Source organism: Blautia obeum ATCC 29174 (assembly GCF_025147765.1).
Lineage (GTDB): Bacteria > Bacillota > Clostridia > Lachnospirales > Lachnospiraceae > Blautia_A > Blautia_A obeum.
The window spans coordinates 2,575,911-2,591,698 of record NZ_CP102265.1 but is presented as its reverse complement, the minus strand read 5'-3'; the positions used below and the strand labels follow the sequence as shown (position 1 = coordinate 2,591,698).

Genomic DNA, 15,788 nt, shown 5'->3' with positions numbered 1-15,788 from the left:
GGTACGGCAGTTGAATAGGTGGAAAAATGATTTATCAAAAAGGTTCAAACTTATTTAACGTGGCTATTTATATCAGATTATCACGAGAGGACGGAGATAAGGAAGAAAGCGATAGTGTAGGAAATCAGAGAAAACTTTTAACAGAATATGTGAACAAGCATGATGACTTTATCCTATATGATGTTTATATTGATGACGGTTTTACGGGAACGAATTTTAATAGACCAGACTTTCATAGAATGATTGCTGACATTGAAGATAACAAGGTAAATTGTGTTGTTGTAAAAGACCTTTCCCGTTTCGGACGAGATTACATTGATACGGGGCGATATTTGGAAAGAATATTTCCAGAGCTTAATGTTCGTTTTATTTCTGTAACAGATAATATTGATAGTATGAAGCAGGCATACGATATGTTACTTCCTATTAAAAATATATTCAACGAACAGTATGCCAGAGATATTTCTAATAAAATTCAAGCGACTGTAAAATCAAAGCAGAAAGCAGGGGAATTTATCGGAGCTTTTACAAGTTATGGTTATAAGAAATCTCCTGCAAATAAAAATAAACTTGTGATTGATGAATATGCGTCCGAAGTTGTAAAAAGAGTATTTACTATGTATGCACAAGGAATAGGAAAACAAAGCATTGCCAAAATACTAAATGCAGAGGGTATTCTTTGTCCGTCGGAATATAAAAAGCTCAACGGCGAAAATTACAAAAATTGCAACCGTTTAGAGAAAACTTCTTATTGGACGTATTCCACGATTAAAGTGATGTTACAAAATGAGCTTTATATTGGAAATATGGTACAAGGAAAGAAACATCAACGTATGAGAAGCAAACAGCGTCCAGTTGAAAAAGAAAACTGGATAAGGGTTGAAAATACACATGAACCGATTATAGACCGTCAACTGTGGGATAAGGTACAAAAACTGCTGACGAAAAAACATAGGGATATTGATTTAGAAACAAATAAAAATATCTTTGCAGGTTTTATCAAGTGTGGCGATTGTGGTCGGGCAATGATGAAAAATTTCTGGCGACGTGCTGACGGAAGTAAGTCCTATTCATTCTATTGTGGAACTTACAAAAGAAGTGGAAAAGATTATTGCACTCCGCACACGCTCCCGTTTCAAGTATTGAATGATATTGTGCTGGGAGATTTAAAGCAGATTATCCGCAATGTAGAGAACTTGCAGGAACTTGTAAAATCACAATCTTTCACAGCAACAAAAATCAGAAAATCAACAGACATAGAACTGACAAAGTTAAAAGCAGAGCTTGAAAGAGTGAAGAAGTTGAAAAAGTCAATTTATGAAGATTACAAAGACGAACTGATTTCTAAAGAAGAATTTCTTTCTTATCGAGAGGACTATCAACAAAAAGAAACACTTTACTCCAAACAGATTGAAACGCTGGAAGAAAAGAAAAAGGAAAGTGTAACAGAAGATGTTTTTGAAACACCGTGGTTAAGGCGGTTGTTGGAACTGAAAGACATTGAAGAATTAGACAGAGATATTATTGTGGAAATGATAGACCAGATAACAGTTTATGAAAACCGCAAACTTAAAATCTCATACAACTTCGGAAATGAACTGGAACATTTATTTTCAAGCGTTTACTGTGAGGACTTGGAGAAAAAGGCTATCTAATCTCAATACATTTCTAACTCCCCATATATACTGGGGAATACATATCACAATTTGCGTAAACTACAACCAGCACATGGGGAGGATGATCCTGGGATGATCGGTGCAGATGGACTGGAAGAGAAAGGAATCAATCTGGCGATATCACTTCTGCTGAAAAGTGAGCTTGAAACAAGGGGCTATTCTGTGGCAATGACAAGAGAAACAGATAAAGGACTTTATGATGCATCAGCAAATAATAAAAAAGCACAGGATATGCAGCGTCGCATAGCAATGATCGGCGAAAAGTCACCGGTGCTGTCGGTAAGTATTCACCAGAACAGCTATCAGCAGGATGCATCTGTGCATGGACCGCAGGTTTTTTATTATGAAAGTTCTGTAGAAGGAAAGAAGCTTGCAGAGGCAGTACAAAGCAGCCTGAATGAAAAGCTGGAAATAGACCGACCAAGAGAAATCAAGGGAAATACCAGTTATTATCTGCTCAAAAGAAGTCCCGGAACGCTTGTGATCGTAGAATGTGGTTTCCTGACCAATCCCGAAGAGGCCAGAAAATTGCAGACAGAATTGTATCAGCAAAGAGTAGCGGCTGCAGTGGCAGATGGAATTGATACATATCTGCATGTGGATAACCGGAAAAGTTACAGCTAAAAAGTGTAAATATTGTGAAAATCAGGAAGTTTGTTTGCTATATGAAAGTTCCTTTGTTATACTAAATCCGTATGAGCAGAGAAAAACGATTTTACAGGCTCTGGCAGGTATAAAGTGTAATATATTCTGTACGAGATTTAATGACGAGGTGGATAATGTTTGGTATCATATATATAGTACTGAGCCTGCTGGCTGGTAAAGAACTGGCAGAAATTCTTCTGTTTACAGGAAAAAACGCTCAGGAAGCAGGCAGCAGGCACGGACAGCACAAAGCTTTCTGCAATCAGATATGGGTTCTGGCGGCAGCCGCTTTTGGAATGGGAACACTGGTATTTGGATGGACAACGTACATGATCTCCTGGGCGGCCAGCGAAGCAGGTGCTAAGAAACCACTGATCTATGGAAATACAGCTGTTCTGATCATAACGGCAGTTGTTCTGGTTTTGCTTTATTGGAAACGATATCGAAAAACAGGAACTGTATGGACCGTGGCAGACAGGAAGCTGATCAGTGACAGCAGGGCATTTCGAAAAGAGTGTATTTTATTTGGATCCCTGTTGGTATTTCTGACGTGGATCATGTTTTATGTTTTTTATATAAGAAATGGCGAACTGTACAGTGGGTTTTCCGTATACGGGGATTATGCACCACATACAGCGATGATGCGCTCTTTCTCAAAGGGCAATAACTTCCCGACAGAGTACCCGCATTTCGGAGGACAGGATGTCAAATATCATTTTATGTTTCAGTTTCTTGTCGGAAATCTGGAATTTCTCGGGATCAGACTGGATTTTGCATATAATATAGAAAGTGTTCTGGCGCTGCTGGGATTTCTGATGCTGCTTTACAGCATTGCAAAACGACTGACAGCAAGCCTGGCAGCCGGAATTCTGACATTGGTACTTTTTTTCTTCCGCAGTTCACTTTCATTTTTTCATTTTGTGACAGAACATCTGCAGGCAAAAGACCTGTGGGCAACGCTGAGGGACAATACAACATTTATCGGATATACAACCAATGAAAACTGGGGATTATGGAATTTTAATGTATATCTGAATCAGAGGCATCTGGCATTTGGACTTCTGATCGTTTCTCTTGTCATCTGGTTATTTATGGACTGGCTGGATATCGGCTGTGCCGAGGAAGAAAAAGGCATTGTCTGGCTTCGTAACCGATTTTTTACAAAAAAGGCGTGGAAATGTATCTGCCCGGAAAATGCACTGATGGCAGGGATGTTCCTGGGATTGACATCGTTCTGGAATGGAGCAGCGGTGATCGGTGGCCTGCTGATCCTGCTGGGCTTTGCTGTTTTTTCAGACGGGAAGCTGGATTATCTGATCCTTGCAGCCACATCCGTGATCTTTTCGGTGCTTCAGACCAGGATCTTTATCTGGGGGGAAGCAGTAAGCCCTTCTCTTTACTGGGGATTTCTTTCCGATGATAAAACCCTGTGGGGAGTACTGTGGTACCTGATCCAGATGAGTGGGATTTTCTTTGTCGGCACAGTTGTGCTGGTGTTCTTGTTGAAAAAACGACAGCAGAGAGCGGCTCTTATAAGTTTCCTGTTTCCGGCTGCATTTGCATTTTTTGTATCGCTCACTCCAGATATTGCAGTGAATCATAAATATATTATGATCTCCTATGCATTTATCGCAATTTTCTGGGCATGGGCGCTTATGCAACTGTTTCAGAAAAAGATACTTCACAGAATCGTAGCGGTACTACTTGCTGTTTGTCTGACCATTACCGGTATTTATGATTTTGTTGTGATCATACGAAATAATGGCCCAGGGCACAGAGTCAGCGTGAATATGAGCAGTGATCTGACAGACTGGCTGGAAGAACATCTGACGCATGAAGATCTGATCCTGACTCCGGAATACAGCATCAATGAGGTAACGATGTCGGGAGTCATGATGTATATGGGATGGCCATATTATGCGTGGTCGGCGGGATATGATACTTATTATCGCGCAGCACAGGCAAAGACTATTTACAGTACAATAAACAAAGAAGAACTGAAGAAACTTGTAAAGCAGGAAAAAATCACCTACATTCTGTATGAAGAAGGAATGGAATACGAACAGCAGTACTGCAGAGAAGAAACAATTGCCAGTGTATACAAGCTGGTATATGAAACAGAGGACGGGAGAATAAGAATTTATGAAACCTGATAAAATAAAAAAATTAATCATGATGATCATACCAGCAGCAGTATTAGTTGCATTGTCGGCATATCTGCTGCAGGGCGATGTATGGACTTTTTGGACCTGGTATCTTCTGGCACTGGTGCTGGGAGTGGCAGTTATGCCATTGACAGGAAGACTGTTTCGACGTTTTGATGATAAGGGATGGATTTTTTCAAAAGTAACCGCAATCGCGATCACCGGTTTTCTGACATGGTTTCTGGTAACTGTGAAGATATTGAAATTTACAGCAGTTACCTGCGTGGCGGTGACTGTTATCTGCACTGTTCTTTCTATATTATTATACCGAAAAGAACAGAAAGACGGATTCGAGTGTATTCCTTTTGCACATCTTAATCTGGTATATGCGGAAGAGCTTCTTTTCTTTGCATTCTTTCTTATGTGGACATATTTTGCAGGATTCCATCCGGCAGCTTATGGAACAGAGAAATTTATGGATTATGGTTTCATGGAAGCAATGATGCGAAGCAAAACACTTCCGGCAACAGATCTCTGGTATTCTGAGGGCAAGATCAATTACTATTATGGCGGACAGTATTTTGCAGTATTTCTGACAAAGCTGTCAGGCACGAAAGTAGAACTGACCTACAACCTGATGCGTACTTTTGTGGCAGGGCTTGCCTTTATTATGCCATTCTCACTCGTGCATCAGATGGTGAAAGACCGACTGGACAGAAACATCAGCGGATGGAAGAAAAAGTTGCCGTCTGTAACAGGATTTCTGGCCGGAATCGCAGTTTCCGTGGCCGGAAATATGCACTATGTTGTTTATGCATGCGTGATTCCATGGATCCAGAAATTGAAAGGAGAGGAAGTCAGCAGTTACTGGTTCCCAGATGCGACCAGATATATCGGATTCAACCCGGATGTAGCTGACAAAACGATTCATGAATTTCCATGTTATTCCTTCGTACTTGGAGATCTGCATGCACATGTTGTGGATATCATGTTTGTTCTTTTGATCCTTGCATTGCTTTATGCCTGGATGAAAAAGGTAAGAACAACAAAGATCACACTCGAGAATACAGAGAAAAAAGAATTCTGGCGCAGACAGCTTCTGATGCCACAGCTCCTGGCAGCTGCAGCCCTTCTGGGAATGTTCCACTGGACAAACTACTGGGATTTTGTCATTTATTATACAGTGACCTGTGGAGTGATCCTGATCATGAATATTATCGGACAGGAAGGAAAGGTAAAATGGATCCTTGCCGTGACAGCGGCACAGGCAGCGGAGATCTTGATACTGGCAACACTGATCATCCTTCCGTTTACGATGCAATTTGACAGCAGTAATATGGTACAGGGAATCGCACTTGCCCAGCATCATTCCCTTCCGCATCAGCTTCTGGTGCTCTGGGGCCTGCCGACGATACTGACTGTATTGTTTATCATTTCTCTGCTTGTTGAGAAATTAAAAGTGGCAGAAAACAGATCTCTGTATCAGCTTTTGAAATCAGTTACACTTCCGGATCTTTTTGCTGTGGTCATGGGACTCTGTGCGATCGGTCTGGTACTGATTCCGGAACTCGTCTATGTACGTGATATTTATGAAAACGGAAATGCCCGTGCCAATACGATGTTTAAGCTGACCTATCAGGCATATATTATGTTTGGGATGACTATGATCTACGCAATCTTCCGTCTGCTGATCATAGGAAAGAATAAGATACTCAAAGCCCTGGCAGTGATCGGACTGATTCTCTTTGTATGGACCTGTGGTTATTTCGGAAACAGTGTACATGCCTGGTTCGGTGAAGTATGGAAACCGTCTGAATATAAAGGACTGAATGCAACTGCCTTTCTTGAGACCGATTTCTCGGAAGATGTCGGCGGAATCAAGTGGCTCAAAGAAAATGTCAAAGATGTAGAAGTGGTGCTTGAAGCAAACGGTGACAGTTATTCCGAATATGAACGTGTATCTGCCATGACCGGTCTCCCGACAATCATGGGATGGTATGTGCATGAGTGGCTGTGGCGAGGAGACCTTGCTGACATTAATGCCAAGATCGCAGATGTCGAGAACATTTATACTTCGACAGATGAAGCACATGTGAAGTCTCTGTTGGAAGAGTATAATGTATCGTATATTTTTGTGGGATCGTGTGAGCGAAAGAAGTACGGTGCCCAGTTGAATAACGATATGCTGAAGAGTATGGGAGAAGTCGTTTATCAGGATGATGAGTGGCAGACCTATATCGTAAAAGTGAAATAAATGAGATGAAAAAAATATCGCAGAGTAGCATACTCTGCGAAAGAAAGACCTGTGGCACGCATTAGATGCATGTTTGCAGGTCTTTTGACGTTCTATTTGACGGCTATTAATTTGTTCATTTTGTTCATGTTCTGCTTCTTAAGATTAAAAGACGGATGTACATATCGGTTCAGGGTAATGTTGATATTTGAATGTCCGAGGATTTCACTGAGTGTTTTAACATCAAATCCCAGCTCTACACATCTGGTGGCGAACGTATGACGTAAGGTATGAAAATTTGTTTGGGGAATTTTACACTGCTGAAGAATTTTTTTGAAGTGATATTGATAATTACGTGGCTCTATATATCTTTCATAAGAACCTGTCAGCAGATAACCCTGCATGGGAAGTTTGCTGGATTTGATAAGCTGGATCAACTGTCGTGGAAGTGGAATTGTTCGGATAGAGGATTGCGTTTTGGGTTCTGCTATAATGATCATTGTCTTTTTTCCGTTATGTTCTTTTTGAATCCGCTGCATAGTTTTGTGTATATAGATATATCCTTCTGTCAGTGAAATGTCCTCCCAGGTTAATGCGCAGGCTTCACCGAGCCGGATTCCGGTATACATACAGATAAGAAGTCCGAGATTTCGATAAGTGAGGTTCAGGCAGAGATAAGTTGAAAGGATTTTCTGATTTCTTCCGCTCAAAACAACCAGTTTCTTTGGAACTGCTCTGTATTCAAAACGAAGAACCGGAAGTATGTTCATATATTTTTTTGTAGTTGCATAAAACAAAATTGCTTTCATTACCGAAAGAATATCAAGCGTTGTTTTCGGTGCAAGTGCAGTTCCTTTTGCAGTTTTCGTCATGAGCAGAGCATTATAAAAAGCTTCCATTTGCTCAAGTGTAATATTATGTATGTCCTGTTCTCTGAAAAATGGAAGCAGATGAATATTAATGATATTGTTGTATTTAGAAATGGAGGTTTCTTTCAATATACGCTTTTTATAAAGCAGCCATTCACCGGCTACATCTGCAAATGTATGAATACTGAAATTTCCTGTACTTTTTTCTGGTAAAGATAGGCATTCTTTTTTTACCAGTTCTAATTTGCTTTTCGTATCGGTATATGTTCTGGCATAGACATATCCGTATTTGATTTTTCCGCTTTCATCTCTTGTCTTGCAGTAACGACCTTCCCAACGCCCATCTTTTCTCTTGTAGATATTTTCTCCTTTTCGTGACATATGTGATTTCTCCTTTCATTCGACCATTATTTTGACGGCTAATAATATTGTCGCAGAAAATCACAAAAAAATAAGAAACAACAATTATAAAATATTGATAAACTTACTTTATTTCCATTGAAGAACTAAATGTTCTATGATAATATATAGAAAAGCATATTTACTATTCTGTATGATTTGTTTTTTTATATTCAATAAACAGAGAGCATCTGTCCTTTCAAAAAAATCATGCTTTATTATCCACAAGACAAACAGGAATTTCCGGCGGGGCGGAGATTTCCTGAATCACAAAAAAGGAGGATTCGTGGAAGAGGACAGAAAAGATGTACTTCAATGGCACCCGGCGTTTTATGCGGATTTGCAGATTGAATTTCAGGAGGAAACTTATAAACTGATGTTCCAAAATGAATATCCTCTCGGTACGAAACCCATGCTGGTAGATATCCTTGTCATTAAGAAAAAAAAAGGCGAAAAGATTCACAAAAATATAGGCAGGATTTTCCGTACATATAATCTCATAGAGTACAAAAGCCCAAGCGATTATCTTTCTGTAGACGATTTTTATAAAGTCTATGGATATGCCTGCTTTTATAAAGCAGACACTGGAAGGGAAAATGAGATACCAGCAGAAGAAATCACGATAACGTTTGTTGCCAAGAACTATCCACGAAAGATGATCCGACATCTGCTTGATGTCAGAAAATATACAATAGAGAAAATAGAACCAGGAATTTATTATGTATATGGTGATGTATTTGCTATACAGATTATTGTAACAGGACAACTTTCTCCAGAACATAATCTCTGGTTATATAGCCTTACAGACACATTAACAGATTCAAGAATTACAAAAGAACTATTGAACGAATATCGCGGAAAAGAAAATAATAATCTCTATTCCGCCGCCATGCAGGTAATTGTTGCAGCTAATGAACAACAGTTTAAGGAGGACAAGAATATGTGTGATGCATTGATGAAAATTATAAATGAAAAAGTTGATGAAAAAGCTGAAGCACTGGCAAATGAAAGAGCCGAAGTACTGGCAAATGAAAGAGCCGAAGTACTGGCAAAGCAAAAAACTGAAAAGCTGATAAAAAGAGCTGTACGTGAAGGCAGATTAGAGGGCAGATTAGAGGGCAAATTAGAGGGTAAATTAGAAGGAAAACTAGATTCTGTCAAAAATCTTATAGAAAGCCTGAAAATAACAGCCGATCAGGCAATGGATCTGCTCAAAATTCCTTCTAGCGAAAGAAGTATATATAGAGATGCTGTAAATAAATAAAAGGCCAGAATTCCCTTATATTTTGAATTGATAATTTACATTTCATGATATAAGGGAATTTTTTGACGGCTAATATCATGTCTTTACGTCTTTACATAACATTTTTTATGTGCTAGAATGTATGCGATTAAAAAAATGTCGCAGAGTATGCTACTCTGCGAAAAAATTGAGGTGTTCCCGTGGAGAAACCACAGTATTACTCCATCACAGTTAAAAAGATGAACATCCTGACCAGACATTCCGACTGGTTAGTAAAAACACAGGAACTGTATAACCAGATACTGGAATTTTATTACAACCTATACCTTGACACTTTTCAGGATGGAAGACCAGGTTCCATGGAAGCACTCCGCACACTGGAAAAGCTGACAATCCCAGGCAGAGACCGACAGCCCGTGCAGTACCCACTGCCATGGCAAAAGGTTCCCCTGTATTTCAGGCGAGCTGCGATCAACAGCGCAATTGCCGTAGCCAGCAGTTACCTTTCCAGAGAAAAACAGAAGATCCGTTCCACTTCTTTCACAGAATCCGTTACCTGTTATAAAGGCATGTATCGTGATTTTGAAGGAAATGCGATCACACTGAAAATCTGGACTGGAGAAAAATGGCTCTGGCATCGCATCAAGCTCCGTGGCAATACCATACCGGAAGAAGGACAGATGATGTCACCTTCCATTGTCCTGAAAAAGACAGGCCCTGAGCTGCACATCCCGTGGAAGACTTTTGTAAAAGACGGCAGAACTGCCAAAGAACGAATGGCAGCAGGTGAAAAAATCTGTGCCGTAACGTTTACCAATCAGGATGCACTCACAGTCTGCTGCGTGCTGAATTCTGACGGCGCAAAAGAAAAAGTCTTTTTTGTAAGAGGAGGAGCTGAGTATGCCCACCGATGCAGGCAGGTTACTGACAAGATCAAAAAATCCGAAGCATCAGGAAGCAGTGGCAGCAGCGCAATCCCCAATTCACGCTACTGGATGAAATTAAAAAATCTCAATGATTTTTATTCTCATAGCATAAGTAGACAAGTTATAAATTACACAATAAAGCAAGGCGCAAAGATGATCGTTCTTCCAGAATATGAGAAAGAATACAGTAGAATCCTGATGTCAAAAGCCGGAAACTTCTCACCGATACATCTAAGCACCGCCATTCGTGAAAAGATAAAGTACAAAGCCTGGCAGGAGGGACTCGTTGTAGTGGAACTACAGCAGCATAACATCAGTTCCACATGTGCAGCCTGTGGAGCCTCCTTACATAAAAAAGGACAGAACTTTGTCTGCAAGAATGGGCATCAGGGAAATTACTACCTGAATGCATCCTGGAATCTCGGATTAAAATGCATCCGCGGATTTCAGCCAAAAGAGCCGAGAACAAGCGATTAAAACGCTGTTTTCATAGATACAGGAAACTGTAAACAGGATTTTATCTACAGGATAAAGTCTTTGGGTGGAGCACCGCCCACCGGAGTCCACCGTGGAGCCCGGAAAGACAGTGATCATCCGATCACGAACGTGCTCGAAGTTATTGAACAAATAAATTGTGGTTGTAAACATGGTTTTTAGTAAATAACAGGGAATGAAGATGAAGAAGAAAAATAGAAACTAAAAATGAATAAGTGTATTCAGCCTGCTGAACTCGAGGAGTGAAGCGGGCTATTAGTGTATTCATAAATTAGTGAAGGAGTTTTATGGTTCAAGGATTAGATCATATTGCATTAATTGTTTCGTCAGAAGATAGTCTTAGATTCTATGAAAAGTTAGGATTCAGAGAAACCGAAAGATTTGAAAGAAGTTATGACATAGTTGTATTTATGACTTGTGGAAACATAACTCTTGAAATTTTTGTGGATCCGAATCATCCAGAAAGAGTGAATAGTCCAGAGGCTAAAGGCTTACGTCATGTGGCAGTCACTGTAGATAAGATAGAAGATTTGAATATGGAAATCGAAGAAATCAGAACTGACTGGTTTGGCAGAAGATTTACTTTTGTAAAGGATCCAGATGGTTTACCAATAGAAATTAAAGAATGTGGGAGTACTTTGAAATGAAAAAAGGTAACTGGAAAAAGATAATGAGCATTCTTGCAGCAACGATGGGAACAACTTTTGTAATAACATCTCTTGTTGCAAAAAAAGAAATAGGTAAAAGTCAATATAAAGATGAGTCAAATCAGATGAATCCTTTAGAAGGCAAAAAAGTCGTTTTTATTGAAAACGATGATGAAATAGAAAATGCAGATGGTGTTAGAGGTCATTTGGAAGCGATTGGAGATTCTGATTATAAAGTTGGTTTCTATGAGAAATATATTAAACGAGGATTTGATATTGTCCTTTCATTTGGTGGTCTTGTTGTGCTTAGTCCTATTCTGGGCGCTATTGCATTAGCAATAAAGATTGATGATCCAGGTCCGGTTCTTTTTACCCAGAAGAGAATGGGACAGAATAAAAGATATTTTAAGTTGCATAAATTTAGATCAATGAAAATGTGTACGCCACATGATGTGCCTACACATCAGTTAGAAAATCCAGAACAGTATATTACTCGTGTAGGTAAATTCCTTCGCAGTCATTCATTGGATGAACTGCCTCAGATTTGGGATATTTTTATTGGAGATAGCGGTATAATAGGAACAACCAAGAAAAACCTTGATTTTACAGGGGTTTCGCTGGCTTAGTCGAATCTGGTTATGATAATTTTTCTGCATGGTTGTGTCGGTTAAGCAAGGGGAACGGAATAAATGAATGGTTTCTTGGATGCTTATTTTGACCCACACTATAAGCTGAAAAATTATGATAAGGAGGTTTGACCTAGCCTGCGAATGATCTTTAAATAGAACATTCACAGGCTAGTTGTCGTGTTAAGGACTCCAAAATTGTTGGGGGGGTAATGGACTATATGAAAAGGAAAGATTGTAAGAATGAATATGAGAAACAAGTAAGAACAATGATCTTCATTGAACGATGAAAATTTAAGTTTTTAACAAAAAAAGAAAATGCAGGAAAAGTAAGATTAAAACCTGCGGATGGAGAAATACAAATGAAATATAAGAAGCGTAATGTTCGATGGATGTTGGTTGTATACGATTTGCTTGTGTATGAATTATCAGCGGTGTTACTTTTAGGACTTTATGGTGGAAATGATAAACTTTCCATTTCAGGCATGATGCAGCAGATGGTTCTTGCACTGTTATGTGTATTTTCAATTAGATTGATTGGAAATGTATATGGACAGATTTGGAGATATGGCGGTATCCAGTGTTATATTCGATTGCTATATACAGATGCAATAGCATTTTTTGTCTATTTGATCTTAGAACTGATTCTTCCAGTTGAAAAAATTACATTTGCGAGAATGCTGTGTTTGAGCAGTATAAATCTCTTAGGCGCATTGGCATTAAGGATGATGTACAGATATGCATATAAATGTAGTAATAAGGAAACTAATCAGGGAAGATTTTTAGCTTCCTTATTATATATATATTCGGCAGAGTAAAGAAAGGAAATGATAAAGAAGTCCAGAAAATCAAAATAGCAATAATTGGAGCTGGACGTGTAGGAGTAAGCTTTGCGGAAGATCTTCTGAATAGTGATGAAGCGGCATACATTCCGAGATGTTTTATTGATATTAATGAAAATAAAGTAGGTCGTGAAATTCAAGGATTACCGGTATGGTCAGAAGATGAAGCAACATTTAGAAAATTGAATGAGTACGAAGTACAGGAAATTGTATTTGCCATACCGTCAATGGACGCAGAAAAGAAGAAAACATTATATGAATACTATAAAAATGCTGGATATAAATTAAAAGTTTATGATTATCCGACTGTTTATGCGGCAGGAGGAAAGCGACATTTAAGAGAATTTGATATTGAGGAATTACTGTTCAGAAAGCCATTGGTGGTATCTGATGAGCATACAAATGAATATTACAAAGGAAAAGTTGTTTTGATTACTGGTGGTGGCGGTTCCATTGGATCGGAGCTGTGTCGTCAGTTGGCAAAGATGCAACCGAAACAGATTGTTATTTTGGATATTTATGAAAATGGTGCATACGATGTTCAGCAGGAATTAAAAATTGCATATGGAAATACTTTAAATCTTCAGATTGAAATTTGTTCTATTACACACAAGAAAGCACTGGAACATGTATTTGCTAAGTATCATCCACAGATTGTAATTAATGCAGCAGCACATAAGCATGTGCCTTTAATGGAACATAACTGTATCGAAGCCATCTATAACAATGTATTTGGAACACAGAATCTGGTAGAACTTTGTGAAAAATATGAAGCCGAACGTTTCATGATGGTATCAACGGACAAAGCGGTTAATCCTACGAATGTTATGGGTGCTACCAAGAGAATGTGCGAAATGATTGTACAGAGTGCAAGTACGCATGGAAAAGTGAAGTACAGTGCGACACGTTTTGGAAATGTATTAGGTAGTGCGGGGTCAGTTATTCCGTTATTTAAACGTCAGATAGCTAATGGAGGACCGGTTACAGTTACAGATAAGCGAATTATCCGATATTTTATGACTATCCCAGAAGCATCACAGCTTGTACTTCAAAGTGGAGCTATGGCAAATAATGGAGAGCTTTTTGTATTGGATATGGGACAGCCTGTAAAAATAATGGATTTGGCAGAGAATATGATTCGATTGTCTGGTGTACAGGGAATTGAAATTGTGGAAACAGGATTAAGACCGGGAGAAAAGTTATATGAAGAATTGTTGGTTAAAACAGAAGAATTAGATAAAACAAGTAACAGCATGATATTTATTGAGCGTGATTCAGCATTAAGTCCGGAAGAAATTAATACTCGTCTGAATATGCTTAGAGAAGTTTGTGAAACAGGAGATGACTCACAGGCAAGAGAAGTATTAAGAAAAGCTGTACCAACATTTAAAAAGCCGGAAGAAGTTAATCGAGCTGCTGAATTTGTTGTACATCAAAAAAAGAGTGAGCCTGAAAGGGAAGAAGCAGTAGCTATATAAAATATAACAAGATTGTATTTTTATAAAAATACGGGAAGGACGCATATGCATTACGAAACAAAATCAATATTAGACAAAATCAAAGGTTCTATTATTTTGGCAACAGAAGAGGGCGAACAGGAATATGTAAATATTGATGCAATTCCAGAGAATCTATTGGATGCTGAAATGATTGTTAGTGCTATTGAGGCAAGGGATAGCAAAATTGTTCTTTATTTAAAAAAGAATGAAATAGTCAAAAATGATCTGAATTCAGATTGGGTAAAAGAAGAGGTAGGAAGAACGGGTGTTGAGCCAGGCTTTTTCTAAAATAATCAGTCAGATAAAAGGAGGAAACGATATTATGAGGATTCCATTTTCACCGCCAGATATAACAGAAAAAGAAATTGAACAGGTTTCAGAAGCATTAAGATCCGGATGGATTACAACTGGGCCTAAGACAAAAGAATTAGAGCGAGAGGTTGCAGATTTATGTGGAGTAAATCGTGCTGTTTGTCTTAATTCACAGACAGCATGTGCAGAAATGACCTTGCGTTTATTAGGAATCAAAGAGGGCGATGAAGTCATTACATGTGCGTATACATATACTGCAAGTGCGTCTGTAGTATGCCATGTAGGGGCAAAACTTATTTTAATTGATACTCAGAGAGATTGTCTTGAAATGGATTATGAGCAGTTGGAAAATGCGATTACTGAAAAAACAAAAGTAATTATTCCAGTAGATCTCGGTGGAGTGCCATGTGATTATGATAGGATTTTATCTATTGTAGAACGTAAGAAAGACTTATTCCATCCGGCAAATAAAATACAGAAAAGCATCGGCAGAGTGATTGTTATGGCAGATGCAGCACATGCTTTTGGTGCAACCTGGAAAGAGAAACCAGTTGGTAGCATTGCAGATTTTTCTAATTTCAGCTTCCATGCAGTTAAGAATTTTACAACTGCAGAAGGGGGTGCTGCTGTTTGGAAAGATATTGATGGAATTGATAACGAAGAAATTTATCATCAGTACCAGTTGTTATCACTTCATGGTCAGTCAAAAGATGCACTTGCGAAAACGCAGCTTGGGGCATGGGAGTATGACATCATTGGACCTTGGTTTAAATGTAATATGACGGATGTTGTAGCTGGAATCGGACTGGCACAGATGAAGAGATATAAAGGCTTGCTTGAACGTCGAAAAGAAATCATAGGAAAATATGATGCAGCATTTAAGCCAATCGGAATAGAGGTATTAAATCACTATACGGAAAACCACCAGTCATCTGGGCATTTGTATATAACAAGAGTTCCGGGAATTACGTTGGAGCAGAGGCATGAGATTATCGTGAAGATGGCAGAAGCAGGTGTTGCCTGCAATGTGCATTATAAGCCGTTGCCAATGATGACTGCATACAAAAATATGGGATTTGATATTAAAGATTATCCTAATGCATATAAAAGATTTGAAAATGAGATTACTTTACCGCTTCATACAAAACTTACAGATGAAGAAGTGGATTATGTGATCAAGCAGTTTAGTAGAATCGTGAAAGAATATATTTAAATGTGATAGAAGAAATAGG

General features: G+C 38.8%; 13 protein-coding genes and 1 pseudogene. 13 read left to right on the top strand and 1 reads right to left on the bottom strand.

Annotation, left to right across the window (positions count from 1 at the left end):
- The first annotated feature begins 26 nt into the window (after positions 1-26).
- The 4 genes from NQ503_RS12510 (at position 27) to NQ503_RS12495 (ending at position 6,719) form a co-directional block, all read left to right on the top strand.
- Complete coding sequence (locus NQ503_RS12510) at positions 27-1,655, top strand: recombinase family protein (RefSeq protein WP_005428627.1); 1,629 nt, start codon at positions 27-29, stop codon at positions 1,653-1,655.
- A gap of 51 nt (positions 1,656-1,706) precedes the next feature.
- Positions 1,707-2,300, top strand: a complete 594-nt coding sequence (locus tag NQ503_RS12505; protein ID WP_259892591.1) for an N-acetylmuramoyl-L-alanine amidase — start codon at positions 1,707-1,709, stop codon at positions 2,298-2,300.
- Between the two features lie 155 nt (positions 2,301-2,455).
- Complete coding sequence (locus NQ503_RS12500; protein ID WP_044926380.1) at positions 2,456-4,474, top strand: hypothetical protein; 2,019 nt, start codon at positions 2,456-2,458, stop codon at positions 4,472-4,474.
- Positions 4,464-6,719, top strand: coding sequence for a DUF2298 domain-containing protein (locus tag NQ503_RS12495; protein ID WP_005428630.1), 2,256 nt, complete (start codon positions 4,464-4,466; stop codon positions 6,717-6,719). Before NQ503_RS12500 ends, NQ503_RS12495 begins: the two co-directional genes overlap by 11 nt.
- A 92-nt stretch (positions 6,720-6,811) precedes the next feature.
- Here the strand turns inward: NQ503_RS12495 and NQ503_RS12490 are convergent, their stop codons facing one another.
- Complete coding sequence (locus NQ503_RS12490; protein WP_005428631.1) at positions 6,812-7,948, bottom strand: tyrosine-type recombinase/integrase; 1,137 nt, start codon at positions 7,946-7,948, stop codon at positions 6,812-6,814.
- A gap of 304 nt (positions 7,949-8,252) precedes the next feature.
- On the opposite strand from NQ503_RS12490, the gene NQ503_RS12485 reads away from it, so the two are divergent.
- The 9 genes and pseudogenes from NQ503_RS12485 to NQ503_RS12445 all read left to right on the top strand — a co-directional run bounded on the left by NQ503_RS12485 (position 8,253) and on the right by NQ503_RS12445 (position 15,769).
- A complete protein-coding gene (locus tag NQ503_RS12485) occupies positions 8,253-9,230 on the top strand; it encodes a hypothetical protein (protein ID WP_044926382.1) in 978 nt (325 codons plus the stop codon).
- Between the two features lie 179 nt (positions 9,231-9,409).
- Positions 9,410-10,612 (top strand): zinc ribbon domain-containing protein, encoded by a 1,203-nt coding sequence (locus NQ503_RS12480; RefSeq protein WP_049940461.1) that lies wholly within the window; start codon positions 9,410-9,412, stop codon positions 10,610-10,612.
- 305 nt (positions 10,613-10,917) lie between these two features.
- Positions 10,918-11,277 (top strand): VOC family protein, encoded by a 360-nt coding sequence (locus tag NQ503_RS12475; RefSeq protein ID WP_005428634.1) that lies wholly within the window; start codon positions 10,918-10,920, stop codon positions 11,275-11,277.
- A complete protein-coding gene (locus NQ503_RS12470) occupies positions 11,274-11,903 on the top strand; it encodes a sugar transferase (protein ID WP_049940462.1) in 630 nt (209 codons plus the stop codon). The genes NQ503_RS12475 and NQ503_RS12470 overlap by 4 nt, the downstream gene beginning before the upstream one ends.
- 362 nt (positions 11,904-12,265) lie before the next feature.
- A complete protein-coding gene (locus NQ503_RS12465) occupies positions 12,266-12,721 on the top strand; it encodes a hypothetical protein (RefSeq protein WP_005428636.1) in 456 nt (151 codons plus the stop codon).
- Positions 12,682-12,927: pseudogene (locus NQ503_RS17775) on the top strand (nucleoside-diphosphate sugar epimerase/dehydratase); the annotation flags it as partial. The gene NQ503_RS12465 and the pseudogene NQ503_RS17775, both read left to right, overlap by 40 nt.
- Complete coding sequence (locus NQ503_RS12455; RefSeq protein WP_242650209.1) at positions 12,928-14,223, top strand: UDP-N-acetylglucosamine 4,6-dehydratase family protein; 1,296 nt, start codon at positions 12,928-12,930, stop codon at positions 14,221-14,223. It abuts the pseudogene before it with no gap.
- Between the two features lie 45 nt (positions 14,224-14,268).
- On the top strand, positions 14,269-14,532 hold the full coding sequence (locus NQ503_RS12450; RefSeq protein ID WP_005428641.1) for a hypothetical protein: 264 nt from the start codon (positions 14,269-14,271) through the stop codon (positions 14,530-14,532).
- A 34-nt stretch (positions 14,533-14,566) separates the two neighbouring features.
- Positions 14,567-15,769, top strand: coding sequence for a DegT/DnrJ/EryC1/StrS family aminotransferase (locus NQ503_RS12445; protein WP_005428642.1), 1,203 nt, complete (start codon positions 14,567-14,569; stop codon positions 15,767-15,769).
- The last annotated feature ends 19 nt before the right edge of the window (positions 15,770-15,788 follow it).

Coding starts and splice junctions, on each gene's coding strand:
- NQ503_RS12490 (WP_005428631.1), bottom strand. CDS start 7,948: ATGTCACGAAAAGGAGAAAATATCTACAAGAGAAAAGATGGGCGTTGG.
- NQ503_RS12465 (WP_005428636.1), top strand. CDS start 12,266: ATGAAATATAAGAAGCGTAATGTTCGATGGATGTTGGTTGTATACGAT.
- NQ503_RS12495 (WP_005428630.1), top strand. CDS start 4,464: ATGAAACCTGATAAAATAAAAAAATTAATCATGATGATCATACCAGCA.
- NQ503_RS12470 (WP_049940462.1), top strand. CDS start 11,274: ATGAAAAAAGGTAACTGGAAAAAGATAATGAGCATTCTTGCAGCAACG.
- NQ503_RS12450 (WP_005428641.1), top strand. CDS start 14,269: ATGCATTACGAAACAAAATCAATATTAGACAAAATCAAAGGTTCTATT.
- NQ503_RS12510 (WP_005428627.1), top strand. CDS start 27: ATGATTTATCAAAAAGGTTCAAACTTATTTAACGTGGCTATTTATATC.
- NQ503_RS12500 (WP_044926380.1), top strand. CDS start 2,456: ATGTTTGGTATCATATATATAGTACTGAGCCTGCTGGCTGGTAAAGAA.
- NQ503_RS12475 (WP_005428634.1), top strand. CDS start 10,918: ATGGTTCAAGGATTAGATCATATTGCATTAATTGTTTCGTCAGAAGAT.
- NQ503_RS12445 (WP_005428642.1), top strand. CDS start 14,567: ATGAGGATTCCATTTTCACCGCCAGATATAACAGAAAAAGAAATTGAA.